General features: G+C 47.7%; 25 protein-coding genes and 1 riboswitch. Of the genes, 7 read left to right on the forward strand and 18 right to left on the reverse strand.

Annotated features, from left to right (window positions below; all coding sequences use genetic code 11):
- Window positions 1-12: 12 nt before the first annotated feature.
- The 3 genes from K7G97_RS12605 to metK form a co-directional block, all read right to left on the reverse strand.
- The gene (locus tag K7G97_RS12605; RefSeq protein ID WP_035396459.1) at window positions 13-717 is read right to left on the reverse strand and encodes a serine aminopeptidase domain-containing protein; all 705 of its coding nucleotides are present in this window, start codon (window positions 715-717) and stop codon (window positions 13-15) included.
- A gap of 78 nt (window positions 718-795) precedes the next feature.
- Complete coding sequence (locus K7G97_RS12610) at window positions 796-1284, reverse strand: GNAT family N-acetyltransferase (RefSeq protein WP_069940898.1); 489 nt, start codon at window positions 1282-1284, stop codon at window positions 796-798.
- A gap of 137 nt (window positions 1285-1421) precedes the next feature.
- A complete protein-coding gene (metK, locus tag K7G97_RS12615) occupies window positions 1422-2630 on the reverse strand; it encodes a methionine adenosyltransferase (protein ID WP_023469108.1) in 1209 nt (402 codons plus the stop codon).
- A gap of 128 nt (window positions 2631-2758) precedes the next feature.
- Window positions 2759-2885, reverse strand: a riboswitch (SAM riboswitch).
- 234 nt (window positions 2886-3119) lie between these two features.
- Here metK and pckA point away from each other — a divergent pair.
- Window positions 3120-4688, forward strand: coding sequence for a phosphoenolpyruvate carboxykinase (ATP) (gene pckA, locus K7G97_RS12620; RefSeq protein ID WP_223040710.1), 1569 nt, complete (start codon window positions 3120-3122; stop codon window positions 4686-4688).
- 26 nt (window positions 4689-4714) lie between these two features.
- Here pckA and K7G97_RS12625 read toward each other — a convergent pair whose 3' ends face one another.
- The 9 genes from K7G97_RS12625 to K7G97_RS12665 all read right to left on the reverse strand — a co-directional run bounded on the left by K7G97_RS12625 (window position 4715) and on the right by K7G97_RS12665 (window position 14889).
- The gene (locus K7G97_RS12625) at window positions 4715-5968 is read right to left on the reverse strand and encodes an EAL and HDOD domain-containing protein (protein WP_223040711.1); all 1254 of its coding nucleotides are present in this window, start codon (window positions 5966-5968) and stop codon (window positions 4715-4717) included.
- 174 nt (window positions 5969-6142) lie between these two features.
- The gene (locus K7G97_RS12630) at window positions 6143-6898 is read right to left on the reverse strand and encodes an alpha/beta hydrolase family protein (RefSeq protein ID WP_223040712.1); all 756 of its coding nucleotides are present in this window, start codon (window positions 6896-6898) and stop codon (window positions 6143-6145) included.
- Window positions 6870-7343 carry an RNA deprotection pyrophosphohydrolase gene (gene ytkD / locus K7G97_RS12635; protein ID WP_023469112.1) on the reverse strand — a complete coding sequence of 158 codons (474 nt, stop codon included), beginning with the start codon at window positions 7341-7343 and terminating at the stop codon, window positions 6870-6872. The genes K7G97_RS12630 and ytkD overlap by 29 nt, the downstream gene beginning before the upstream one ends.
- Window positions 7344-7515: 172 nt before the next feature.
- Window positions 7516-8865 carry a glucose-6-phosphate isomerase gene (locus K7G97_RS12640; RefSeq protein WP_050678632.1) on the reverse strand — a complete coding sequence of 450 codons (1350 nt, stop codon included), beginning with the start codon at window positions 8863-8865 and terminating at the stop codon, window positions 7516-7518.
- A gap of 113 nt (window positions 8866-8978) precedes the next feature.
- Window positions 8979-10145, reverse strand: coding sequence for an iron-containing alcohol dehydrogenase (locus K7G97_RS12645; protein WP_023469114.1), 1167 nt, complete (start codon window positions 10143-10145; stop codon window positions 8979-8981).
- 137 nt (window positions 10146-10282) lie between these two features.
- Window positions 10283-10675, reverse strand: coding sequence for a S1 domain-containing post-transcriptional regulator GSP13 (yugI, locus tag K7G97_RS12650; RefSeq protein WP_012371159.1), 393 nt, complete (start codon window positions 10673-10675; stop codon window positions 10283-10285).
- Window positions 10676-11102: 427 nt separating this feature from the next.
- Complete coding sequence (locus K7G97_RS12655) at window positions 11103-12146, reverse strand: ribonucleotide-diphosphate reductase subunit beta (RefSeq protein ID WP_023469115.1); 1044 nt, start codon at window positions 12144-12146, stop codon at window positions 11103-11105.
- Window positions 12115-12603 carry a flavodoxin domain-containing protein gene (locus tag K7G97_RS12660; protein ID WP_023469116.1) on the reverse strand — a complete coding sequence of 163 codons (489 nt, stop codon included), beginning with the start codon at window positions 12601-12603 and terminating at the stop codon, window positions 12115-12117. Before K7G97_RS12660 ends, K7G97_RS12655 begins: the two co-directional genes overlap by 32 nt.
- An 18-nt stretch (window positions 12604-12621) precedes the next feature.
- Window positions 12622-14889, reverse strand: a complete 2268-nt coding sequence (locus K7G97_RS12665) for a ribonucleoside-diphosphate reductase subunit alpha (protein ID WP_023469117.1) — start codon at window positions 14887-14889, stop codon at window positions 12622-12624.
- A 456-nt stretch (window positions 14890-15345) separates the two neighbouring features.
- Here K7G97_RS12665 and K7G97_RS12670 point away from each other — a divergent pair, with 456 nt between their 5' ends.
- Genes K7G97_RS12670 through K7G97_RS12685 form a run of 4 tightly spaced genes read left to right on the forward strand, consistent with a single transcriptional unit; the run spans window position 15346 to window position 18125 of the window.
- Window positions 15346-15585, forward strand: coding sequence for a NifU N-terminal domain-containing protein (locus tag K7G97_RS12670; RefSeq protein WP_023469118.1), 240 nt, complete (start codon window positions 15346-15348; stop codon window positions 15583-15585).
- Window positions 15586-15641: 56 nt separating this feature from the next.
- Window positions 15642-16436, forward strand: a complete 795-nt coding sequence (locus tag K7G97_RS12675; protein ID WP_223040713.1) for a glycosyltransferase family 2 protein — start codon at window positions 15642-15644, stop codon at window positions 16434-16436.
- 4 nt (window positions 16437-16440) lie between these two features.
- Window positions 16441-16938, forward strand: coding sequence for an Lrp/AsnC family transcriptional regulator (locus tag K7G97_RS12680; protein WP_050678638.1), 498 nt, complete (start codon window positions 16441-16443; stop codon window positions 16936-16938).
- Complete coding sequence (locus K7G97_RS12685; protein WP_214858190.1) at window positions 16935-18125, forward strand: aminotransferase; 1191 nt, start codon at window positions 16935-16937, stop codon at window positions 18123-18125. Before K7G97_RS12680 ends, K7G97_RS12685 begins: the two co-directional genes overlap by 4 nt.
- A gap of 42 nt (window positions 18126-18167) precedes the next feature.
- Here the strand turns inward: K7G97_RS12685 and K7G97_RS12690 are convergent, their stop codons facing one another.
- Window positions 18168-19055, reverse strand: a complete 888-nt coding sequence (locus K7G97_RS12690; RefSeq protein WP_262415752.1) for a MazG nucleotide pyrophosphohydrolase domain-containing protein — start codon at window positions 19053-19055, stop codon at window positions 18168-18170.
- On the reverse strand, window positions 19021-19206 hold the full coding sequence (locus K7G97_RS12695; protein ID WP_223040714.1) for a hypothetical protein: 186 nt from the start codon (window positions 19204-19206) through the stop codon (window positions 19021-19023). The genes K7G97_RS12690 and K7G97_RS12695 overlap by 35 nt, the downstream gene beginning before the upstream one ends.
- Before the next feature lie 93 nt (window positions 19207-19299).
- On the opposite strand from K7G97_RS12695, the gene ytvI reads away from it, so the two are divergent.
- Entirely contained in the window at window positions 19300-20424 is a 1125-nt protein-coding gene (gene ytvI, locus K7G97_RS12700) for a sporulation integral membrane protein YtvI (protein WP_087681281.1), read from the forward strand.
- On the opposite strand, the gene K7G97_RS12705 is transcribed toward ytvI, so the two are convergent.
- Genes K7G97_RS12705 through K7G97_RS12715 form a run of 3 tightly spaced genes read right to left on the reverse strand, consistent with a single transcriptional unit; the run spans window position 20404 to window position 22632 of the window.
- Window positions 20404-21072 (reverse strand): DUF429 domain-containing protein, encoded by a 669-nt coding sequence (locus K7G97_RS12705; RefSeq protein WP_223040715.1) that lies wholly within the window; start codon window positions 21070-21072, stop codon window positions 20404-20406. The two genes, ytvI and K7G97_RS12705, sit on opposite strands and share 21 nt — an antisense overlap.
- Window positions 21053-21223 (reverse strand): hypothetical protein, encoded by a 171-nt coding sequence (locus tag K7G97_RS12710; protein ID WP_156501818.1) that lies wholly within the window; start codon window positions 21221-21223, stop codon window positions 21053-21055. Before K7G97_RS12710 ends, K7G97_RS12705 begins: the two co-directional genes overlap by 20 nt.
- Window positions 21220-22632, reverse strand: coding sequence for a leucyl aminopeptidase (locus tag K7G97_RS12715; RefSeq protein WP_223040716.1), 1413 nt, complete (start codon window positions 22630-22632; stop codon window positions 21220-21222). The genes K7G97_RS12710 and K7G97_RS12715 overlap by 4 nt, the downstream gene beginning before the upstream one ends.
- A 353-nt stretch (window positions 22633-22985) precedes the next feature.
- On the opposite strand from K7G97_RS12715, the gene ptsP reads away from it, so the two are divergent.
- On the forward strand, window positions 22986-24710 hold the full coding sequence (gene ptsP, locus K7G97_RS12720; protein WP_023469128.1) for a phosphoenolpyruvate--protein phosphotransferase: 1725 nt from the start codon (window positions 22986-22988) through the stop codon (window positions 24708-24710).
- Window positions 24711-24818: 108 nt separating this feature from the next.
- Here the strand turns inward: ptsP and K7G97_RS12725 are convergent, their stop codons facing one another.
- The gene (locus tag K7G97_RS12725; RefSeq protein WP_223040717.1) at window positions 24819-26336 is read right to left on the reverse strand and encodes an MDR family MFS transporter; all 1518 of its coding nucleotides are present in this window, start codon (window positions 26334-26336) and stop codon (window positions 24819-24821) included.
- Between the last annotated feature and the right edge of the window lie 56 nt (window positions 26337-26392).

A 26392-nucleotide genomic window follows, 5' to 3' on the forward strand; every position in this document is an offset into this window, starting at 1 on the left:
ACTTTTGTTATTTCATTCTTCAACAAGCTTAAAGAACAACATTAATTTTTCTGCAAACCGTGTGTTCAACCGTTCGAAACTAAAATGCGGAAAACCGTGTAGACGTTGTAAGTAAATCTGATCGCCACCCATTTTCCGGCATACTTCAAGTGTCAACTTGACGTCTGCGAACTGATCGTCCGGTGCATAAAAACAAGCCAAGTTCACACGCGGCAGTTTTTTTCGTTCCTCGTCATGTACGACGATCTCTTCTTCGATTTCCCGGTACTGTGCATAGGTCAGTTCACCGATGCGAACGGTATCTTCCGTACTTTGACCAAACGGCAACGTACCGAGTGGCGCATCGGGCCGGAAACGATCGAACGCACTTGCGAAGACTTGTTTGACGCCTCCGAGTTGTTTTGAAGGGTGCCAATCAAATAACGGTGAAATGAACGCAAGGCTTGCGACCGGTAATTCATATTCTTGCAACAGACGATTGACGACAAGTGCGCCCATGCTACAGGCGACGATATGAATCGGTAGCTTGCGTTTCCCTGCTTCACGTAATGCTTCTTTTAACAGTTGACCATGTTCTTCAAACGAGATGCGACGTGGTGCGTCGACGAGCAATACTTCATACTCTCGTTCGAGTACCCGAATCAAAGCTTCACTCGGACGGGCACGCAGTTGTAACGGGTAGACTAATACGATGATTCCTGTTGGTTGTTCAACCACAAACTCACCTCTTCACTTCATACTTCTTTTTTACGATACCTTATTTCAAACGCAAACGAAACCGTCCCAAGACGGATTTCACGAGGCGACATGGCGAAGACGAATGACAGATTCTACTTGCCCAAAGACTTCTTCCGTCATCTCACTGAGTTCTTCAAAACCGAATGAGGTCAAGAACTGACGTGCTTTATAGTTACGTGCTTCCACGTAGACTTCGAGTGGGACGGCTCCTTGTCGTTCGAGTTCACGGATCAGTCGTCGCCCGATGCCGTTTTGCTGATATTTCGGCAAGACGTACAGACGAACGATCTCCCACGTTCCCTCAACATCAACAGCATGAATGAAACCGACGATTTCCTCATCGATGATTCCGACATAAAAATACTCTCCCCGTGCTTCTTCTGCCGTCCGGATCGCACGAACGACCTCCTCTTGCGGATACGCTTCCTGCACGAAATGCGCTTTCGAGCGCTCGGAATAGATTTCTGCATACGTATCCAACCAGGATGTGACGGCAATATCATGAATACGTCCTGCATCGGCTGGAATAGCTTCGCGTATTTCCATAATCGGAACCCCCCTTTGTATTCATACGAATCGACTCATGTACTTTTACCCTCTTCTAGAAAAAACATTCGTTTCCTGCAAAGTTCCCCGTAAACAAAAAAGTCCGAAAACCCGCGTAGGGTTCTCGGACTTTTTGATTATGCGAAACGTTTTGCTTGTTCTTCAAGAACTGCTGCTTTATCTGTTTGCTCCCATGGAAGCTCAACATCTGTACGACCGAAGTGACCGTATGCAGCTGTTTGACGATAGATCGGACGACGGAGATCAAGCATGTTGATGATTCCAGCCGGACGAAGATCGAAGTTTTCAGCAACCAATTCGACGAGTTGCGCTTCAGGAAGTTTTCCTGTACCGAATGTGTCAACCGCGATTGATACTGGGTGCGCGACACCGATTGCGTACGCGAGTTGAACTTCTGCTTTGTCTGCAAGACCTGCAGCAACGAGGTTCTTCGCGACGTAACGTGCTGCGTATGCAGCTGAACGGTCGACTTTTGTTGGATCTTTACCTGAGAATGCTCCACCGCCGTGGCGTGCGTATCCACCGTACGTATCAACGATGATCTTACGACCCGTCAATCCAGCATCTCCTTGTGGTCCGCCGATGACGAAACGACCAGTTGGGTTGATGAAGAATTTCGTTGCTGCGTCGATGTATTCAGCCGGGATGACCGGTGTGATGACGTGTTCTTTCAAGTCAGCTTGGATTTGCTCAAGTGTGACTTCTTCTGCGTGTTGTGTCGAGATGACGATCGTATCGACACGAACCGGCTCGTTGTTCTCGTTGTATTCGACCGTGACTTGTGTTTTTCCGTCCGGACGAAGGTAGTCGAGTTGACCGTTTTTACGCACTTCTGCCAAACGGCGTGCGAGACGGTGTGAGAGCGAGATTGGAAGTGGCATGAGTTCTGGTGTTTCTTTCGTTGCGTAACCGAACATGAGACCTTGGTCTCCTGCACCGATTGCATCGATTTCTGCATCAGACATGCTACCTTCACGTGCTTCAAGCGCTTGGTCGACACCAAGAGCGATGTCTGCTGATTGCTCATCGATTGATGTCAATACAGCACACGTGTCCGCGTCGAAACCGTATTTCGCGCGTGTATAACCGATTTCACGAATCGTTTCACGGACGACTTTTGGAATGTCGACGTAAGTCGATGTCGTGATCTCACCTGCAACGAGAACGAGACCTGTCGTGACAGAAGTTTCTGCCGCAACACGCGCGTTTGGATCCGCTGCGAGGATTGCATCAAGAATTGAATCCGAAATTTGGTCACAGATTTTATCTGGATGACCTTCAGTGACTGACTCCGACGTGAATAGTCGGCGATTAAGGTTTGTCATGTATGACCCTCCCAAAAAAGAATTTGACGGTGTACTCATTTCCCCTAGTTGAGTGGGACGGTAAAATGAAAAAAACCTTTCCAAGTCCAAAAAATGGTCAGGGAAAGGTTGTGCGTTCTTCCTTTACCCTCTTATCGTTCGAAGTGTTTACTTCGCTTCAGGAGAGCACCTTTTCCCTCATTAATATGTGAATTAATGTAGGACGGTTGCCGGGTTTCTTCGGGCCTTGTTCCCTCCACCTGCTCAGAATAAGAGTATCCGTTACGAATTACATGATATAAAGTTGTACCTACTCTGTCAAGCAAGGTTTCAAATTCTAGTCGAAACTTTTTGAAAGAGATGTTAAACTGTTAATGCTGAAAGCGTTTCCAGATAAATAGAAATCAGCACCAGAAAATGATTGCTCTCTCTTTAGTATGTCATATATAATAAATGTGTCATACTAAATGCAGTGAGCCAAAACCAACGTAGGGGAAAGGTGGGGTCAGGATGCCGATGACGGTCCTGAATATCGAAGAACTACTCAAGAAAGAGCATGTGTTCAAACAACTATCTGTTGCTGAACTTGTCGAACATGCGATTCGAAACGAAGAAGGTGTCCTTGCTGAGAACGGCGCATTATCTGTAGAAACGGGGAAATTTACAGGTCGTTCACCAAAAGATAAGTTCATCGTCCGTGATTCTTCCTGCGAGTCTCACATTGATTGGGGTCATGTCAACCAACCAATGGATGGAGACAAATTTGAACAATTGTTGCAAAAGGTTCTTCGTTACATGAACGAAGCCGATCAGCTCTACTACACAGAAGCTGCTGCTGGAGCAGATACGCACTTCACCCTTCCGGTCCGTGTGCTCACACAATACGCTTGGCATAACCTGTTTGCCAAACAACTTTTTTTACGCGAGTATCCTGAAGTGGCTGCCTTCGAACCGTTCACGGTTGTCTACGCGCCACATTTCAAAGCAGATCCTGCCGTTGACGGAACGAACTCCGAGACGTTCATCGCGATGTCGTTCGAACACCGGATCGTCTTGATCGGTGGAACGGAATACGCTGGAGAAATCAAGAAGTCGATCTTTTCCGTCATGAACTACCTCTTGCCACAAGAAAACGTCCTTTCGATGCACTGCTCGGCAAACGTCGGACACGAAGGCGACGTCGCCTTGTTCTTCGGTCTATCTGGTACTGGTAAGACCACCCTGTCAGCAGACGATAGTCGTCAATTGATCGGTGACGATGAACATGGTTGGTCGCACGATGGTGTCTTTAACATCGAAGGTGGATGTTATGCGAAGACGGTCAATCTATCGCGTGAAAAAGAACCGCAAATCTTTGACGCGATCCGTTTCGGAACCGTCCTTGAAAACGTCGTGCTCGATGAAACGCGTCACCCTGATTACGATGACACATCGTTGACGGAAAACACACGTGCCGCTTATCCGATCACAGCAATCGATAACATCGCTGTTCCGTCACGCGCTGGTCATCCGAAGACGATCGTCTTCTTGACGGCTGATGCGTACGGTGTTTTGCCTCCGATCAGTAAATTGACGAAAGAACAAGCGATGTATCACTTCCTATCAGGATATACATCAAAACTCGCGGGAACAGAACGCGGTGTCACGGAACCGGAAGCAACGTTCTCGACATGCTTTGGTTCACCATTCCTTCCACTAATGCCAGAAAAATATGCGACGATGCTCGGCGAATTGATTGATCGTCACGGTGTCACTGTTTATCTCGTCAACACAGGTTGGACAGGTGGTGCTTACGGAACAGGTAGCCGCATGAAGCTATCCTATACACGGACGATGGTCAACGCTGCCGTCAACGGTACACTTGCAACGATTCCAACAGAAGAGCATCCGATTTTCGGACTTCACATGCCACTTGAAGTTCCAGGTGTTCCAAGCGAGTTACTCAATCCAGTACGTGTGTGGTCGAATCCAGACGAATACGATACACAAGCGCGTTCGCTTGCTGAGAAATTCCAACACAATTTCCTTCGCTTCGAAAGTGCGACGGATGCAATCAAGTCAGCTGGTCCACGCCTATAAAAAAAAGAGCCTCCGGGCTCTTTTTTTTATAGGATAGAATCCGTTCTTTCTTGAAGATGTGTTTCTTTTTGTTTAAGCCATTCCTGACTTTCTGCTAGTAGCGCATAGGCTCGTGGAAGTGAGACACCTAAACGTTGACTGAGCAGTTCGAACTGATCAAAATCACCGCGATCTGCACTGATCGCAAGCACTAAACAATCCCGGAATGGATGATCTTTTCCTTGTAGGACAACCTTCAAAGAATCTTCGATTGGTAATTGACCGATGATGTCGTCGATATCCACAGACAATAACGCATCAATATGTGACAGCAATCCGATCATGTAGGCACTCTCTGACTTCAACGTGCGTGTTTCTTTTGCAAATAGCTCACAAAGCTTAGCACAATGTAAAGAAGACCGGAGTAACTCATTTGACCATTCGTAAGGACTAGCAAGCTTCATCTCACGCAAGACGATTAACGAAATCCAGCTTTTGAGTTGTGAGAAGCCAAGTAGTGAAATGGCTTGACGAACAGAGCTGACTGTATTTCGTAATCCCATTCCTGGAGAATTGATCAGTTGCAATACTTGAATGCTGATATACGGATTTGCTTCAATCTCATCAATGACTTCATCGTATTTCTCATCCGTATCGAGCCATTTTAGCATCTTCAGCAATACCGGCAATTGAGGAGGGACCGCTTTTCCCTTCATCAACATCGGCTTAGCGTAAAAATAGCCTTGGAACCAGTCATATCCCATCTCAAGACAACGCGTGTGATCTTCATGTGTCTCGACTCGTTCGGCAAGCATCTTGATATGGGGATAATTACGCCGGACGATATGCAGGATTGCACTTTGCTCGCGAGGGGAAATCGCCTCGATGTCGATTTTAATTAAATCAATTAGCGCGAATAATTCTGTTCCATGTTGACGAAGTAAATCGGTCACAAAATCATCGAGTGCTAGTGTAAAACCTGCTTCTTTCCAACTGTGTAACACAGATAACATCTCTGTATCGATATCAACAGTTTCTAAAATTTCGATAACGAACCGTTTTGGATCTAAATAGTGAATCAGATCACTTTTCAAAAGATCCGCTGTAAAGTTGACGAAAAGTTTTTTACCTTCAGCGACGTGCTCCACACCCATATGAACGAGTGTATTCGTTAATACATCCATCGTCGCTAGATCACCGTCGAATACATTCATTTGTTTGACGGAACGATACAGCAACTCAAATGCATCAACTGCTCCGATTCGGTCAACGATGGGTTGACGTGCTAGTAAGATATCCATCGTCCTCCATCCCCCTCTACATTACTCATATGGTTCTAATTATATCAAAATTTATTTTTCAGGAAGTTTATTGTTTTTTACAACGAATCAATATTCTTTTTTTCCCATTATGTATGTAAGTTCAATTCTTCAGATGACAAAAAAACCGATACGACATTCATCGTACCGGTTGCATCATCGATTATAGATACCAGTCTCCAACCAATTCAACACATTCCGCGTCACACGCAACTTTTCGTGAATCGGAAATTGATGCGCGTAGGCGTAAGTCTGAAGCATCGTTTTTTCGGAATGACGCGCGGCATAAGCCGTCGCGTGTCGTAAACGAACGTTTTCATCATACGCACCGTGAATCAATAATACTTCACCTTGAGGTGCGACATGAAGTGGCGAGCGAACAGCGTATGCATCAGGCACCGTGTCGGGTGTACCTCCCGTATAGCGACGAAGCATCTTTTGCATCGTTTTCTGCTCCTCATACGTCCACGTCAACTCCGTCACCCCTGCCCAGGACACCGTTCGAGCGACTGGACGGTGATGCGCAAGGAGCAGTGCCATCTGTCCACCACGTGAAAATCCAAATGCGTGAACACGCGAGACACGTTGCTGCAACCAGTCAAAGGCACTGCAGGCGTCTTCGATATCGTGATGACCGAAGTCTTCCTTTCCCGTACCGCCTAGATTCCCTCGATAGAAAGGTGCCATGACAAAAAATCCTGCCTGTGCGAACGCGAGCAGTCGTGTCGGTCGGACCATTCCGATCGAACGCGTTCCACCACGCAAGTAGAGAATTCCCTGACCGTTCGCGACTTGCGGGAGTACGATATAGGCACCGACCCGTTCTCCGTCCGCTGTGGTATAAAACATCCGAAACGTCCGAAACGGACCTTGCCGCGGTAGTTCAAACCAATCGGCGTTCGCTAAGTACACGGAGCGTCTCCGGAAGGACACGGTCCTTCATCATGAAACTGTATTGTCGATTCGTATCGAGACGTTCAGGGAGTTCCTCGAATAGAAAAGCGCCGTCCGTTTCATCCACGGCAAGATGAGACGACAATGATCCGATTTGCGCGAAATAGATGTTTTTGATGATCGTATCACCTTTTCCAGCAACACGATACTGTCCGACATATGAGAGAGAATCGATTTCCCCACCCGTCTCTTCCATCACTTCACGACGCGCGGCTTCTTCTGCCGTTTCCCCTGGTTCAACCTTTCCACCAGGAAATTCATACCCCCGCTGCTTATGATGGGTCAGCAACCATTTTCCTTCGTACACGGCAATGACCCACACGTGCAAGGGACGATCCGAGAACGGATGGTCATCAAAACTTAACTCCACTTGATTTTGATAATAATCCAAGAATGTAATCACGTACGTGCACCTCATTTCTTCTTCTAACTTCACTTTACCTGTTTCACGGGTATTCTAAAAGTGAAAACGCTAGGATTACCTGTAAATCTGGAAAATGATAGCCTACTATCATCCGCTAAAGACAAAAAAACAGCCGATGTTCCACTAGGGAACGATCGACTGTCGTTTCACATTACTTCAAACGTGCTTCGAGTTCTGCTTTTTCTGCTTCGAATCCTGGTTTCCCAAGAAGAGCAAACATGTTTTTCTTGTACGCTTCGACGCCTGGCTGATCAAATGGGTTCACTCCGAGGAGGTAACCACTCATCGCACAAGCTTTCTCGAAGAAGTAGAACAGGAATCCGAGGTGATACGGTGTCATCTCCGGAAGTTCGACTGTCAAGTTCGGTACTTGTCCGTCCGTGTGCGCAAGCAACGTCCCTTCTGCTGCTTTATCGTTGACGAATTGAATCGACTTCCCTGCAAGGAAGTTCAATCCATCGAGATCCTGAGCGTCTTCTTCAACAGTCAACGCATGACGCGCTTGACCGACTTTGATGACTGTCTCGAACAGGTCACGACGACCTTCTTGGACGTATTGTCCCATCGAGTGAAGATCCGTCGAGAAGTCGACCGCTGCTGGGAAGATCCCTTTGAAGTCTTTTCCTTCTGACTCGCCGTATAATTGTTTCCACCACTCTGATACATAATGAAGTGCTGGTTCGTAGTTGACGAGAAGCTCGATCGTCTTCCCTTTCGCATAAAGCGCATTTCGAACGACCGCGTACTGATACGCTTCGTTGTCAGCTAGGTTTTCGCTCGCATAGCGCTCTTGCGCGTCACGGGCACCTTGCATCAACTCTTCGATTGAAATACCAGCTGCTGCGATTGGTAATAGACCAACCGGTGTCAACACAGAGAAACGGCCGCCGACATCATCCGGAATGACGAATGTTTCGTATCCTTCAGAGTCTGCGAGTGTTTTTAATGCACCACGCGCTTTATCCGTCGTTGCATAAATCCGGTGTTTTGCTTCTGCTTTACCGTATTTCTCTTCCATGAACGATTTCAAGAGACGGAACGAAATTGCTGGTTCTGTCGTCGTACCCGATTTCGAGATGATGTTGACCGATACATCTTTTCCTTCGAGGACTTCGAATAAATCGTGCAGATACGTCGATGAGATATTATGACCTGCATAGATGATTTGTGGTGCTTTGCGATCTTCTTTTGATAACAAGTTATGGAATGAGTGTCCGAGCATCTCGATCGCAGCGCGCGCTCCGAGATACGAACCGCCGATTCCGACGACTAACAACACATCAGAATCCGACTTGATTTTTTCTGCAGACGCTTGAATACGTGCAAATTCCGCTTGATCGTAATTCGTCGGAAGATCCACCCATCCTAAGAAATCACTTCCTGCGCCTGTTCCTGCATGAATCGCATGGTGAAGCGTCTTTACCGTTTCCGCCATATGATCTACTTCATGTTGACCTACGAATTGTAGGGCTTTCGAATAATCAAAACGTACTGTTGACATGCCATCGTCCTCCTTATTCATTCGCAACGAAATGCGACCTTCCTTTTCATTAAAACGCAAGAAGGAAGGTCGTTCAAGTCTTTTGTGAAATGAGTAGCAAATGTTACAGATTGTTATAGGGCAGCTGTCACGATTTGACGAACGTCTTCGTTTCCAAGTGATTTGAAGTTTCCGAAGTCGCCGCGTGTCATTGCTGACTTGACGATTGCGTCAACTGTATCTTCTTTGATGTCGTAATCAGCGAGACGATTCGGTGCACCAAGTGATGTCCAGAAAGCACTGATTGCGTCGATTGTCGCGTGTGCCGCTTCCATCTCTGATTTACCTTCCGTATCAACGTTAAAGACGTTCTCACCGAGTGTGACGAAACGATGTGCGTTTGATTCGTCAAGTACGTGGCGCATCCAGTTCGGGAAGAGGATCGCGAGTCCACCTGCGTGCGGGATATCGTGAACAGCTGAGACAGCGTGTTCGATGTTGTGTGATGCCCAGTCGCCACGCGCGCCCATTTGAAGGACACCGTTGAGCGCCATCGTACCAGCGAAGAGAATCGTGCCACGAAGTTCAACGTTCTCGAGATCGTTGACGAGTTTTGGTGCTGCTTCGACGACTGCTTTCATGACACCTTCTGTCATCCGTTCTTGGACCGGTGCATGCGCAGGGTGGAAGTATTGCTCGAGGCAGTGGCTCATCATATCGACGATACCGTAAATTGTTTGATCTTTTGGTACACTGACTGTGTACTTCGGATCAAGGATTGAGAATGTTGGGAACGTAAGCGGGCTACCCCAACCGTATTTCTCTTGTGTCTTCCAGTTCGTGATGACGGATCCCGAGTTCATCTCAGAACCTGTTGCTGCAAGCGTCAAGACTGTTCCGAATGGGATGACTGTCTCTGGTGTTGCTTTGCCGATGACGAGATCCCACGCTTCGCCTTCATAAGGAATACCAGCAGCGATCAATTTCGTGCAGTCGATGACAGAACCGCCACCGAGTGCAAGCAATGCGTCAACGCCTGCTTCACGTGCGATTTTGATACCGCGCTCTGCTGTCTCGATACGCGGGTTCGGTTCGACACCGTCGCATTCGACGTACTCGATACCTGCCGCGTTGAGTTCACGTGTGACATCATCATAGACGCCGTTCCGTTTAATACTGCCGCCACCGAAGACGAGCATGACTTTCTTTGCACCGAGTGCTTCGAGTTGTGGTTTCAGTTGGCTGACTTGACCGTCACCAAAAATAAGTCTTGTTGGATTGCGATATTCAAAGTTTTCCATCTGTGTTGCCTCCTCAATAAGTAATGAACACCTTACATTATCCACACATTCCCCTTTCGCATCTAATTTAATGCTTATTCTATGTAAAAATCGCATAAAAAAAAGAGAACCGACCGATGTCGATTCTCTCATGTGGCTTATTTTTGGAAGTTTGATTTTTCAATCCATTCTTCCAATTTACCTTTAAGAACGTTGAATCCAGGTGCTTCTTCTTGTTTGAAAGCAGGACCTGCATCGCGACGTCCAGCGTTTTTGCGTGGACCTTTCGCACGTGCTTCACGTTTTGGAGCTTCCTGAGTTGCTTTGATCGAAAGCTTCATTTTTTTGTTAGCTTCGTCGATGTCGAGAACTTTAACAGTTACTTCATCGCCAACTTTTACGTAATCGTTGATGTCTTTTACGTAATCGTGTGAGATTTCTGAGATGTGGACGAGACCTTGTGTTTGCTCGTCAAGTGCTACGAAAGCACCGAAGTTTTGAATACCAGTTACTTTACCAGTAACGACTTGGTCTTTTTCAAAGTTTGCCATAATGTATACACTCCCTAACTAAATTCATCAACTTATAATAACACACTTTTCTTGTATCGTAAAAAATATTTTTGGAATTTGTTTATTTTTTATTTCACAAGGGAACATTTTAGTAGCAAGACTTCAAGTATTCCCCCTGATTCTGCCGAACTTTCCGAGTTCGGCCCTTTTTTTGTTCTTTTACTCAATTGACCTAAGTGACAAAGAAAAGTAATGCTTGAAACGAGAAAGACAAAAGACAGATCAGACTATCAAAAAAACGGACAGTCTCGGTCTGCTCGCTTTCCGCGGACAAGCCCTCATGCCGCTTCAGATGCGTCGCATCTTCCATGGTCATGACGACTTGTTTTTCCGCAGGAGTCGAGCAGAACCTCGCCTGTCCTAGCGTAAAGGAAATATAGAGTAGAAGCAATCATCAATTGATTACTTACAGATCATCGAATCCATTTGCATCCGTTACTTTCGCATACGAACGTGATTTTTGTTCGAAGAAGTCTGATTTCGTCGCGTTCATCGAATCATCTGAATACGCACGGATCCATGGCATGACGTCTTCGTCGTGCCCTTCATAAAGATCCGACAAACCGATGACGCGAAGGCGTTTGTTTGCGAGATATTTAACGTAGTCACGCATTTCACTGACGTCAAGTCCGTCCAAATCACGCAAGACATACTCGCTCCACTCGATTTCAAGATCAACGGCACGCTTGAACGTGTCATAGACGAATTGTGTGAAGGAGCCATCGGCATCAATTTCCGGATGCTCCGACAAGACAGCACGTAACAATTGGCTGATGAAGTACGAGTGTTGCAATTCATCCCGTTGAATGTAGCTGATCATCGTCGATGTCCCGACCATCTTTTGGTGACGCGCCAAGTTATAGAAGAAAGCAAAGCCTGAATAGAAGTTGATTCCTTCAAGAACGATCGAAGCAACGAGCGATTTCGCGAAGTTCTCTGGAGTCCGGTCATTTTGGAAATCTTCGTATAAATCAAGAATGAATGCATTACGCTTCATGACCATGTCATCGTCTTTCGCGATATCAAAAATCCGGTTTTGTTCAGCCAATGGAACTAAGCTGGATAAGACGTAGCTGTACGATTGATTATGAACGACTTCCTGTTGCGCAACGATGGCAAGAATCGCATGAACCGATGAATCCGATGTGAACATTGCCGATTCCAAGATATAACGTGTCTGAACCGAGTCAAGGATCGAGAGTAGCCCGATGATTCGTTTGAAGGCATCCTGTTCCCGTTCGCTCAGTTGATTCCACTGTTGCATGTCCTTCGACATTGAGATCTCATCTGGAATCCAGAAGTTCGATAATAGTTGTTTGTAGATCGAATAAAACTGTGGATACGCAATGTCGTTCCAGTTGACGATGGCACTCGTTTCTCCACCGATGATCGCTGTCGCGCGATTCGGATGACGTGCATCAAGCAGTTTGATTTTTTGTAGCTGTTCCATGTGCTTCGACTCCTTCTTGCTGTAATTGAAGAATGGTCCGTTTCGTCCATTCCTTGACGAGATGTGGGCGATTGCGTGGTGACTGTTCGATTTTCAACAGTTCTCCGGCAAGCGGTACCCCGAATTTCGAGAGATGATACGCCATCTCATCCACGGCGCGACAATATTTGACGAACATCTTGTCCCCTGTTCCAAAAACAGCTGCCTGCGGAATCGCATGCGAACTCTCCTTCAGAACGGTTCTAAGACAGTCGCGCATATCGTCGGGTAGTTGCCCATCTCCCCACGTATACGAACCAAAATAGACGATATCATAAGGCATTAACTGATACGTCGTCACTTCGTCCGCAAACAACATCGTCGGTTCGATTCCCATTTCAGAACACGTCTTTGCGACGAGTTCTGCCACCTCCTCCGTGTTTCCACTCAATGACGCGTATACGATTGCTGCCTTCATGATATCGTCCTCCTTATCTTATGATGAACACGATTCACATTCGTCGATCTCAACCGTCGTCGAACGCGTGTAGTAGATCGTCTTCATCCCGAGTTGCCATGCTTCCATGTGCATCTCGAGTAATTCTTTCGCCTTGACATTATTTTTCACGTACAGATTGAAACTGATCGCTTGGTCGATGTGACGCTGACGCGACGCATTTTGACGAATGCTCCATAGCTGGTCAATCTCAAACGCTGATTTATAGAACCAGTTCGTTTCCGGTGTTAAATCTGGAACAGTGACTGGAATCTTATAGTTTTTCTTCTCTTCTGAGTAGACTTTTTTGTAGATTGGATCAATCGATGCCGTACTACCTGCAATGATTGCCGTCGATGAGTTCGGTGCGACTGCCATCAAGTAAGCATTACGCATTCCGTACGCCGTGATGTCGGCTTGGAGACGATCCCAATCGAGTTCATCCGTCGTTTTATAGTGGCGACGTTTGATGTACTCTCCTGTTTGCCATTCCGAACCTTCGAAGAGACGGTACGCGCCCTTCTCTTTCGCAAGTTGCATCGACGCATCGATCGTCAAATAAGCGATTTTTTCGTAGAGACGGTCTGCGTATTGTACCGCTTCGACCGATTCCCAACGGATGCCTTCGAGTGCAAGCAGATGGTGCCAACCGAACGTTCCAAGACCAACGGCACGGTATTTTTGATTCGTCAATTGTGCTTGCGGGACATCGATCGTGTTTAAGTCGATGACGTTATCAAGCATCCGCATCTGAATCGGAATCAATCGCTCGAGGACGTCAGAACGAACTGCACGTGCAAGTGCGATCGATGACAAGTTACAGACGACGAAGTCCCCTGGTGTCTTCGTGACGATGATTTTACCGTCTTCCGTGTACTCTTCCGTCACGGTCGTCGGGCTCATGTTCTGCATGATTTCCGAGCAAAGGTTTGACGAGTAGATCATCCCAGCATGTTTATTCGGATTCGCACGGTTAACGGCGTCACGGAAGAACATGTATGGCGTCCCTGTCTCGAGTTGCGAACGCATGTAGCGTTTGACGAGATCGATTGCCGGAACTGTTTTTTTACTGAGGCGTGGTTCGTTGACACACGCTTCGTATCGTTCCGTGAAGCTGCCACCTTGTTCCGTCTCATCAAAGTAATCCTCGAGGCTGAAGCCCATGACTGTCCGAATTTCATGTGGATCAAACAGATGCCAGTCTTCTCGTGCTTCGACGGCACGCATGAAGCGATCCGGTAAGTTGACACCTGTGAACAAGTCGTGTGTCCGAAGTCGCTCATCCCCATTGTTGAGCTTCGCGTCCAGGAATTCGAGGATATCTTTGTGCCAGATGTCGAGATACACCGCGATCGATCCTTGACGCATACCGAGCTGATCGACGCTGACTGCCGTGTTGTTCAACTGTTTCATCCACGGAATGACACCGCTTGAGACGCCTTTGAAGCCTTTGATGTCTGAGCCACGTGAGCGAATCTTACCCATGTAGACGCCGATTCCGCCGCCACCTTTAGAAAGTGTCGCCACGTCCGTGTTCGAGTCGTAGATACCGCGTAGCGAATCATCGACTGTATCGATGAAACATGAAGAAAGTTGACCGTAAGACTTACCAGCATTCGAAAGTGTCGGAGTCGCAACTGTCATGTAGAGATTCGACAATGCCCAGTAAGACTCTTTGACGAGTTCTAAGCGACGTTCTTTCGGTTCGTTTTGCATCAGTGTCATCGCGATGACCATGAATCGTTCTTGTGGTAGCTCGTACAAGTTTTTGACGTGATCACGTGCGAGGTACCGGTCTGCCAGTGTTCGAAGACCAATGTATGTGAACAAGTGGTCGCGGGATGGATCGATCGTTGCCGACAGTTCGTTGATGTCTTCCTTCGAATACGCATCTAGTAAATGTTTCGTGAAGATGCCGATTTCTGTCAGTTTTTCAATCAGCGTATACAGCGAACCATACCGTTCTTCTGCTGCATATCCGCGATTTTCACCTGCTTCCAGGTATAACCGATTTAAGTAAGTCGCTGTCGCTACGAATGTCCAGTTCGGCTCTTCTGCCTTTAACATATCGAGTGCGTGCATCGTTAACAGTTCATAGACTTGATCGGCTTGCAGGGATTTTCCTTCAAGCGCTCGGATGGCACGTTCAGTATAGCGGTCGATATCAAGTTCCGGATACGTTTCCGTTGCTTGTCTAATCACGACATATACGTCTTCTATTGTCATTGCACCCTTAAAGATGCGTGCTGTATTCAGTGGAGATGCCACTATGAACCACTCCCATTCTCTATCGTTAAACAGGTTCGCATTAGACGATGAAATACGCTAAACTAAAAAAAGACGTCCTACATATAGAAAGGACTCTACAAGTATCACTCTATATATAGACGTTTTAGCCGTTTTTAAACCTGTTAATGTACAAGATATAGGTTATCACTGAAATTCAAAAAAATAACCCCTTGCTTTGAAATTCAGGTCAAACAATTTAAAAAAGGCATCATGACGCCTTTTGAGATATATTGAGATAGCGAGTAAAATGTATTATAAGGTCAAGTGAACTGTTAAAATAAAGATGGTCCATTTCTCCTACTAGAAGAAAAATATTCTCTTCGAATTTTCTGATATACTGAACGTATCGATCTTCCGTCTATCAGGAAGAAGGATTCCATCCATCTATCACGAAAAGACGGCATATACGTATGTACGTTGAAAGGAGCTTACCTCATGCAAGTCGATTACACACCAAATCCGAATTCCGTCAAAATCACGCTCGAAGAACAACGCTTCGGTGCTAAAAGTACGAGTGTCAAAAAAGAAGATACACCTGAAGATGCGTTGCTCGCATCATTGATCGCCCTTGATGGCATCGACAATCTATTCGCTTACGGCGACTTCGTGACGGTTACGAAAGAACCAGAAGCAGAATGGAACGAACTGCTACCACGCATTGAAGCAAACATGTAAAAAACAAGAAGACACCTGTTCCTGGACAGGTGTCTTTGTTCAAGGAGCGATCACTGATGCCAACCGTATCCATCATCATTCCGACGTACAATCGTCCTCGTGAATTAGCAGAAGCGCTAGAAGCATTGACGCGTCAACATTATCAAGACTTCGAAGTCATCGTCTTAAACAATAATGGAGACGATGTCTCAACAGTGACGACTGCGTATCAGGACCGTCTTCAACTGACCTATGTCGAGTTACCCGAAAACCATCATGTTCGTGCTCGAAATCATGGCGTCACGCTCGCTTCCGGTCGGTATATCTTACTTCATGACGATGACGACCTCTTATTACCGAGTCACCTCGAAGAAGCAGTCGGCGATCTCGAAGCTGGTGCCGATCTCACCTATACGGACGCGGAACTCTTTACGTATCGCTGGGAAGACAATCACCGGATTGCAATCGATTCTGAGCCATTCGCGTATCCGTACGATCCGGAGACGATTCGAGAAGACTCGACGTATATTCCGTCCGGGTCGCTCTATCGTAAATCGCTCCACGATCAACTTGGTCCGTTTGACGAAGACGTCTTCAACTACTGGGACTGGGACTGGATCTTACGTGTCGGCAAGGATCATTTAATACTGCACCCAGCGCGCGCGACCGTCTTATATGCTTTTAATCCGTCGGGTAATCATGAATCCGCGCGTCAGGATGCAGCGCGACGCGTCTTTTTTGAACGCCTCGTTGAAAAACACCAACTTCCGACAAATGAAATGAAGAACTTCCATATCGTCCAGGCTGAGCGCCGCGCACGATTGCGCCAGACCCGCCGTACCTTCAATGGTCAATTGACAGAAAGTGAGTGATCCCATGTACACCGAAAAACAACTTGAATTATTAGCATTATTAACACAAAATGGCCCGATGGACGTGGACTTGCTTGCGCAGATGCTCGACTGGGAAGCGTCAGAAGTAGCAGCTTCGATCGAGACATTCAAACGCGATGGTGTCCTCCTCGGTTACACCGCTGTCATCGACTGGCAAAAGATTCATGCTCATCATGGCGTGACAGCTTTCATCGATGTCAAAGTCACACCGAAACGCGGACGCGGTTTTGACGAGGTAGCGGAGCGGATCCATCGTTTCCCGGAAGTGACGTCCCTTTATTTGATGTCGGGCGCATATGACTTACAAGTCGTCCTTGATGGCAAATCGCTACAAGAAGTCTCTCAATTCGTCTCGGAAAAATTATCGACGCTCGACTCCGTCATCTCGACGACGACCCATTTCCGCTTGAAGACCTACAAGCACGATGGTGTCCTCTTCAGTCAGGATGATGACGACAAACGATTGAAGGTGTCTCCATGAAGTCTCTATCTGAACGTGTCGAACAGCTAGCCCCATCTGGCATCCGTCGTTTCTTTGATTTAGCAGGATCGATGGAAGACGTCATCTCCCTTGGTGTCGGCGAACCAGATTTCGTCACGCCATGGAATGTTCGCGAAGCGAGCTTCGCAGCACTCGAGCAAGGTTATACAGCGTATAGTGCCAACGCCGGTTTACTCGAGTTACGCCAGGAAATCGCACTTTACATGCAAGAAAAGTTCGCCATCTCCTATTCGACGACGGAGGAGATCATCGTCACGACTGGAGCCTCAGAAGGACTCGACCTTGCCTTTCGTAGTTTGATCAATCCAGGAGATGAAGTCATCGTCGTTGAACCGGCGTTCGTTTCGTATGCTCCCTTGATCGAACTCGCTGGAGGCATTCCTGTCGCCGCTGCGTGTCATGCAGAAGACGGTTTTGCGATTCAACCGGAAACGATCGAACAATTGCTGACAGATAAGACGAAAGCGATCATTTTCTGTTTCCCATCGAATCCGACAGGCTCGACGATGTCGCGCGATCAATTAGCGGACCTAGCGTTACTCGTCCAAAAGCATGATCTATATGTCATCAGTGACGAGATCTATGCGGAACTTTCCTACGAAACGGAAGCGATCTGCTTCGCGACCCTTCCCGGAATGCGGGAGCGGACGATCATCATCAACGGTTTCTCGAAAGCCTTCGCTATGACAGGATGGCGGCTTGGCTTCACTTGCGCCCCACCTGCGATCACGCAATCGATGCTGAAGGTCCATCAATACGGGATGATGTGTGCCCCGACACTCGTTCAATTCGCGGGCATTGAAGCACTGCGTTCTCGTCATAAGACGGTTCCTGATATGGTGACGAGTTATCGTCAACGCCGGAACTACTTCGTTAAGGCGTTAAACGATGCGGGTCTCCCGACACACTTACCGGGTGGCGCCTTCTATGCCTTTCCGTACATCGGTCATACCGGGCTGACGAGTGAGCAGTTTGCTGAACAACTGTTACTCGCAGAACGTGTCGCCGTCGTTCCAGGATCTGTCTTCGGAGCAAGCGGTGAAGGTTATGTCCGGGCAAGTTATGCAAGTTCGATTGAACAACTCCAAGAAGCGATCGCTCGGATTCAGCGCTTCATGAAAAAATGGCAGACTCAAGATGAGGCAGCATCGTCTCGTTCACATTAAAAAAATGATCCGCCTTGCTCAAAAGAGCAGGCGGATCATTTTTTAGTCTACATAGAGAACGAGAAACATCCGATGGTCGTCTTCCGCATGATACGGCGAGATTGGACCGAGTTGTGGCGCAAAGACTTCCAACCGATATGGTGAATCCTTGAAGTCAAGTGGTGTCCGCTCTTTGATCAAGCGTCCCATTTCGTCCGCTAGTTCTTTCACTTCAACCAAACTACGCGAGCGTTCCATCGGTGCTTCGAAGACGAATGCCTCGATCCCCTCAATCGACGCACATCGGAGGAAACGCCGGAGTGACGGCAATGCTGCTTCCATGTTATCCTCGATCGTTTGGTTCTCCTCGTACACAGGGGCTCCCCAGAGGCGCGCCTCACTTCCTGTCGCACTCCGGAAATGATCAATCGTCTCTTCCGTGATGGGATCACGCGTCAACGCGAAGCGTGTTTTATCCCGCTTCAGATTCTTTTCATTCGTCCGGTCGATTTCTGTCAGCAAATCAAGTTGAAGTGGTCGTGCTAACCGAAACAATTCGCGTTGCAGACGTGCTAAGGAATGACCAATCGGAACAATCGTATCTTTCGCTTTCGGCGGTTTATCGCCTTCATACCCGTTCATGACACGTGCGATTTGTCCGGCCTCATGCACGAGTCGATAAAACGAACCGTCCTGAGCATCGTTTACTGTCCCAAGCGTCTCGTGCTGTGCTGCAAGATCCGCCACGTATTGATTCGCAAGGCAGGTCGAGATCATCAAGACGTCGACAAGCTCCAAGCGAAGGGCTTCTAAATCATTTTGTTCCAGTGCTTCTCCGACCTCACCGACTTCTTCCGTCAGGCGTGCGAGACCAGATAGCGGCCGAAAATAACCGCCGAGTGAGCGAATCGTCGCATCAACCTTTTGTTGCAGTGTCTTCATCTGTTCCATCTGTCTGACCCTCCACGATTGCTTGGCGTACGTGCATTTCTGTCTCTTGTTTGACGCGTTGCGTAAACGCCTGATTTTTCTTCCATTCCCGGATTCCGACAGATGTCGCAGCAATCAACGCAGCAATTACTCCGATTTCTCTTTTACGCATCGAGATCTCCTCCTTTTGAATGACTCGTTCCCTACCTAAACATGATATGATGATATCAATTAATTCTACATAATCCAGTAAGAGGTGTTGCTTGTGTCGACTGAACGTCTTTGGCAAATGGCCCGGTTCCTGACGGTGATCTTCGCCTTCTTAATTGGTGGATGGTTACTCATCCGCCTCTCGTCCATCTTGTATCCATTCGTCTTTGCGTTTCTGCTTGCCCTTTTCAGCCGACCGCTCGTCGATTTCTTCCAAAAGCGGTTACGGATCAATCGTGGATGGGGTGCGTTGTTATCAATCATTTTAATCAGTGGCCTATTAGTTGGTTCCCTCGCCTTGATCATCATGCAGTTGATTCGCGGTCTTGTGTTCGTCGCCAATCAATTACCGGCGCAAATTCAAGAGTTGAGCCTGTATTTTCAAAAGCTCTACAATGAAAAACTGGCACCAATTTGGAACGATGCTTCGGAAGCCTTACGCTCACTGGAACCATCGCAACAAAACACGGTCCAAAACAGTATCCAATCCCTCGGTAGTTCACTTGCGAGTGCGATTGGTGAAGGATCAAAAAGTATCGCCATGATGCTACAAACGGTCCTTGCAACGTTGCCATCGATTGCATTAATTTTCGTCATCGTCCTACTCGCTTGGTTCTTCATCGCAAAAGATTGGCACCAATACGAGATGCGATTGAAACGTTATGAGATGCTTCCTTGGTTCGCTCGTTTCGAGTCAGTCTTCTTGAGTTTACGGTCTGCCTTGTTTGGCTACATCAAAGCACAGTTCACCTTGATTACGATCACGTTCTTCATCGTCTTGATCGGTTTGTTCGTCATTGGTGTCGAGCATCCGTTTGCAGTCGCGTTTATCGCTGCCTTTTTCGATATCTTGCCGTATCTTGGTACTGGTTCCGTCTTCTTGCCTTGGATCGCTTACTCCTTGATTACCGGAGATACGACACTTGCGATTGGTCTCGGGATTCTGTATGCTCTCGTCATTCTCCAGCGCAACATCATGGAACCGAAAATCGTCGGCGACAACATCGGGATTCAACCGATCACGGCCTTGATCGCACTGTTCGTCGGGATCAAATTCTTTGGTGTCTTCGGACTGATTCTCGGACCATTGATCGCTGTTATCTTAAAAGCACTCTACAACGCCCAGATTTTCCATTATATTTGGGACTTCGTCAAAGGATCACCCACACCATTTCGGTGAGGGTGATTTTTTTGGTACAGCTGCATATAACGGATATCCTTCCGCGTCCACCGGTCGACTCGCTGGTAAGTAATCACACGGAAAACGGGCGCCCGTCGCAAGCAGACAAGCGTCGAGCCAATCATCCATCGCAACATGCGACTTATGTTGTTCCCACAGCGGTGGACAATCAAAACGCTTTAGTAATTCGATTCGTTCCTCAATGCCTTCGGTCGTCTTCTTTGAAAAACGTGCCGGATGACCGGCGAGTCGCGCGAAACAGACTTCCGGATGGGCTTCAATCATCTCCGTTCGATATACACTGCGAACTTCTCTGATTTTCGGTAATAGATACCACGCTTGTTTTGAAAGCCCGATCCCCGCATGTTGTTTCGCTAAATCATTTGCTTCCATATAGGTTGAGGCTGTCAGCGCACTGAGAAACGGGGCATTAAAGACACTGCTCGTTCGCCCAGGGCGTAATTCCTGTCGCAACAGTTGATCCGTTTCGCGTCGTCCTTCCGTTAAACCAATCGGCATATCGACCCAAATCCGGTCAGCTCTAGGGATATTTGCAAGTGTCGGTTCGACCGATCCCGTATAACGACCGTTTTCGTACATAACGACGACCCAGCCCGCCTTTGCCGCATCAATTCCGATGACGATCATTCGTCTTCTCCCGGAAAGAACGCAGTAGTGATAAGACGGTGAAGATACCGATGAACGTCGCGAGACCGAGCGATAGACGGTCGCGCGCATCCATATACCAGACGATGGCAAGAATCGTCAACAAGACACCGAGTAGATTCCAACGTCTCATTTTTCTTGCTCGACGAATCGATACAGACTACGAACCATAACGCCTGTCGCTCCTTTTGGACCAATCTCAGACGCTTGATTCTGTTCCGATGTTCCCGCGATATCGAGGTGTAGCCAAGGTGTGTCACCGACGAATTCCCCGACGAACGCACCACCGAAGATCATATGTCCCATGCGTCCCGGTGAGTTGTTCAAGTCTGCGACTTCCGAACGGCGGACTTGTTTGATGAACGCATCAACATATGGCATTTGCCAAACCATCTCATTCGTTTCTTTCGTCACCTGTTCAAAGCGTTCGTAAAGTGACGCATCGTTCGTCAACGCACCAGTGATTTCTGTTCCAAGCGCGACAAGGACACCGCCTGTCAACGTTGCGAGATCGATGATCGCTTTAGGTTGATACTCTTTCACGTACGTGACTGCGTCAGCAAGGACAAGCCGTCCTTCGGCATCCGTGTTCAAGACTTCGATCGTTTTTCCTGCCATCGACGTGATGACGTCATCCGGCTTGAAGGCATCCCCGGAAATCATATTGTCCGTTGCCGGAATGACACCGATGACGTGAACATCTGGCTTCAGTTGACCGAGTGCTTCGAATAAGCCGAGAACCGCTGCCGCTCCCCCCATGTCGCCTTTCATCCCAACGATCCCGTCTTTCGGTTTGATGGAATAACCACCTGTATCGAATGTGACGCCCTTCCCGACGACCGCGATCGGTGCTTCTGCTGATCCTTTATATTCAAGGACGATCAATTTCGGTGGAATGACGGATCCTTGGTTGACGGCAAGCAAGGCGCCCATCCCGAGTGCTTCCATCTCTTCCTTATCGATGATCCGGAGATCATGCCCATGACGTTCCGCGATGAAACGTGCTTCGTCCGCAAGCGCTGGCGCCGTCAAAAGATTCCCTGGCATCGTTACGAGACGACGCGCTAAGTTCGTCGCTTCACCTAAGACCGTACCACGAAGGACGGCTTCGTCATCAGAAGGTAAGACCGTCAGTTGTAACGTATATGATTTCGAAGGCGACGTCTTATAATGTTTGACCTCATATGTAGCGAGGGTGAATGTCTCAGCAATCAGCTCGACCGGTTGTCCCGGGAATGTCGTCGCATCAACTGTGACATGTTCTAAGCGACGGGCTTTCACATGCTGTGCTGCTTTTCCGAGTAAGCGACGTAACTCATCTTGCGAAAGCTGATCAACTTTCCCGAGCCCAACGAACAAGACACGTGCCACGTCTCCCGATAATGTCGGCAACAGTCGGAGTTCTCCGCGTTTCGTTGAAATATCGCCCTGACGGACCCACTCTTCTAGTTTGTCACCATACAGTGCCTGTAACCGTTCATCGAGCGGTTGATTTCCAGAAATCCCGACAACGAGTACATCTACGGATTGATTCGTTTGCATATAAAACTCCCCCTTTGACTAGTATCTATTAGTATGAAGTGTTTTCAGTCATTTTCCAACTGATAGCCTCTCGACTGACCGCAAACGCTTTCACTACTTCTGTTCGACAATTTGTCGAAATGCTTGGTTTCAAACAATTGTTGCCCGTTTCACAATATGATAGGATTAAACGGGTGAAATGTTGAGACACTTCAAGAAACGATGCGTTTGCTGTTCCGGGAAATGTCTACGTTTTCATTCAAGGGAGAGTGCGCAGAAGGCTCGTTAAGAGAGAGGCGTTTATGGGTATCTATAGATAGCTAAGAAACGAAGTCGTCGCGTTAAAAAAACTTACTGAAAAGAGGGTAATGCACATGGCACAACATATCAAGGGAATTGGCGCTTCTGCAGGGATCGCGATTGCAAAAGCATTCGTGATGGAAACACCGGTCTTTGAGATTCCATCGCACAAAATCGAGGATGCAGCTGCGGAAAAAGAACGTTTCCAAGCAGCGATCGCAAAATCGAAGACGGAACTCGAAGTCATTCGTGAAAATACCTTACAAGAATTAGGTCCAGATAAAGCGGAGATCTTCTCGGCTCACCTTCTCATCTTAGAAGATCCGGAAATCGTCAGTCAGGTGAACGCAAAAATCGAGGACGAGCAAGCAAATGCTGCAAAAGCACTCGATGAAGTCGCAAACATGATGGTCATGATTTTCGAATCAATGGATAACGAATACATGCGCGAACGTGCAGCAGACGTTCGTGACGTCACAAAACGGACGATGGCTCACCTTCTCGGTATCACGTTCGTCACTCCAGCTCAAATCAATGAAGAAGTCATCATCATCGCTGAAGACTTGACTCCTTCGGATACAGCTCAATTGAACCGCAAATATGCTAAAGGTTTCGCAACGAACATTGGTGGCCGGACATCGCACTCTGCCATCATGTCACGTTCACTCGAAATCCCAGCAGTCGTCGGAACAAAAGTCGTCTTGACGGACGTGAAACACGGCGATCTTCTCATCCTTGACGGTGCTGAAGGTGACGTCATCGTCAACCCAAGCGAAGAGCAAGTGGCTGAGTATGAAGCAAAACGCGCAGCATACATCGCACAAAAAGAAGAGTGGAAAAAACTCAAGAACGAAAAAACAATGACAGCTGACGGTCATCACGTCGAGCTCGCTGCAAACATCGGTACACCAAACGATGTCAAAGGCGTTTTGGATAACGGTGCAGAAGCAGTCGGTCTTTACCGTACGGAATTCCTCTACATGGATGCAGAGACATTCCCAACGGAAGACGAGCAGTTCACAGCTTACAAAACAGTTCTCGAATCAATGGGCGATAAAAAAGTCGTCATCCGGACACTCGATATCGGTGGCGATAAAGAATTGTCGTACCTTGATCTCCCACACGAGATGAACCCGTTCCTCGGTTACCGTGCGATCCGTCTCTGTCTCGATCAAACAGACTTGTTCCGTACGCAATTACGTGCACTTCTTCGTGCAAGTGCATACGGTAAACTCGCTGTCATGTTCCCGATGATCGCAACGATCGAAGAGTTCCGTGCTGCAAAAGCACTTCTCCTTGAAGAAAAAGCAAACCTTCAAGCTGAAGGTGTCACGGTATCAGAAGACATCGAAGTCGGTATGATGGTCGAGATTCCAGCAACAGCGGTCATGGCTCGTCAGTTCGCAAAAGAAGTCGACTTCTTCTCTGTCGGAACGAACGATTTGATTCAATACACGATGGCTGCAGACCGGATGAACGAAAAAGTATCATACCTGTACCAACCGTTCAACCCAGCGATCTTGAACCTCTTGAACAACGTCATCACTGAAGCACACAAAGCAGGCAAATGGGTCGGCATGTGTGGTGAGATGGCAGGAGAAGAATTGGCTCTTCCAATCCTTCTTGGTCTTGGTCTTGATGAGTTCTCGATGTCAGCATCATCTGTCCTTCGCGCACGTAGCTTGATGACACGCCTCAACAAATCAGAGTGTGAAGCAATCGTTGAGCAAGTACTCGATATGGATACGGCAGAAGAAGTCGTCGACTTCCTTAGCACGACTTTCGACATCAAAAAATAAGTGTTGTCAGACGAATCTGGAGCAATCCAGGTTCGTCTTTTTTTGTCTAATTCAACAAAAAAACAACGCCCCTTTCTAATAAGAAAGAAGACGTTGTTGAAACGGTGATTATTGAGCTTGCTTCTTCTTCGCTGGCGTTGCTTGTTCCGACAGAATCGGACGCTCGTTCCCCATCAAGAAGATAAAGATGACACCGAGCACTGCTGGAATCAGCGCCCAGAAATAGACGGTTGAGATCGATTCTGCAAGCGACGTCTTGATTGCTGTCGCGACTTCGGGTGGCATCTTCGCAAACGCATCAGCCGTTGGGAACTGTCCACCCGACGGCGCTCCACCTTGCGGCAACCGATCCGTTACAGCTGACGTGAACGTCCGTGATTGAATGATTCCGAGAACCGTGACACCAAGCGTCATCCCGATTGTCCGGAATGTCGAGCCCATCGAGGTCGCTGCGCCCCGACGTTGCATCTCGATCCCATTGATACTTGCTAGATTCAATAGTGAGAAACTAAAGCCAACACCGAAGCCAAGAATGATCATATAAATCGTTACCGCTGTCCGCGATGTCTCAAGCGTCATCGTACTAAGGAGATAGACACCGAGTAGGAAGAAGACCGCTGAGACGATCATGACGTTCCGGAATCCAAACTTGTTCGGCAACTGTCCACCCAGTTGCGCCGAGATGACTGAAGCGATCAACATCGGCATCAGGATCAGACCGGAGTTCGTCGCACTGCCACCAAAGACACCTTGCACGAAAATTGGAATAAACACACTCGCCGAGATGAAGACGAATCCATAAAAGAACGCAACGCCTTGTGTTGCCGCAAATAAGCGACGGCGGAACAGGCTGAACGTAATGACAGGATCCGCAGCACGTCGTTCAGCAAATGCGAAGGCAACGAACGCGACGAGTGCTGCTCCGAACAGACCAAGAATTTGTGGCGAAGACCACGCATATTCTTTTCCACCCATTTCAAGTGCGAGTAAGAATAACACCAATCCGGCGACAAGGGTGAAGGCACCGACATAGTCGATTTTCTGTGTCCGGTGCACCGGTGATTCCTGATAGAAGACCGTCACGAGACCAAGGGCAATCAAACCAAGTGGAATATTAATGTAAAACACCCAGCGCCAGTCGAGGGAATCCGTTAATAACGCCCCAAGCAATGGTCCGAAGATACTCGAGATACCGAAAACTGCTCCGAACAATCCACTGACTTTCCCTCGTTTTTCCGGTGGGAAGATATCAAAGATGATCGTAAAGGCAATCGGCATCAACGCCCCACCACCAAGCCCTTGCAAGGCACGATAGGCAGACAATTCAATGATCGAGTCTGCCATTCCACACAAGATACTCCCTACCATGAAGAGGAGCATCCCAAAGAGGAAGAAGCGTTTTCTTCCATACATGTCACTCAGTTTACCGAAGATCGGCATCCCAGCAACGGTTGCGATCATGTAAGCCGACGTGACCCATGCATACTGATCAAACCCATTCAGTTCACTGACGATCGTCGGCATCGCTGTCGCAACGATCGTGTTATCCATCGCCGCGACTAAAATCCCGATCAATAATCCGATGACGACAGGTGTCGTATTCGTTTTTGTTGTAGTCGAAGACATCGACGCACCTCATTTCTCAAAAAATTAGCTAACTCTTATAATAGCTAACTCATTGT

It is taken from the genome of Exiguobacterium acetylicum (assembly GCF_019890935.1).
Taxonomy (GTDB): Bacteria; Bacillota; Bacilli; order Exiguobacteriales; family Exiguobacteriaceae; genus Exiguobacterium_A; species Exiguobacterium_A abrahamii.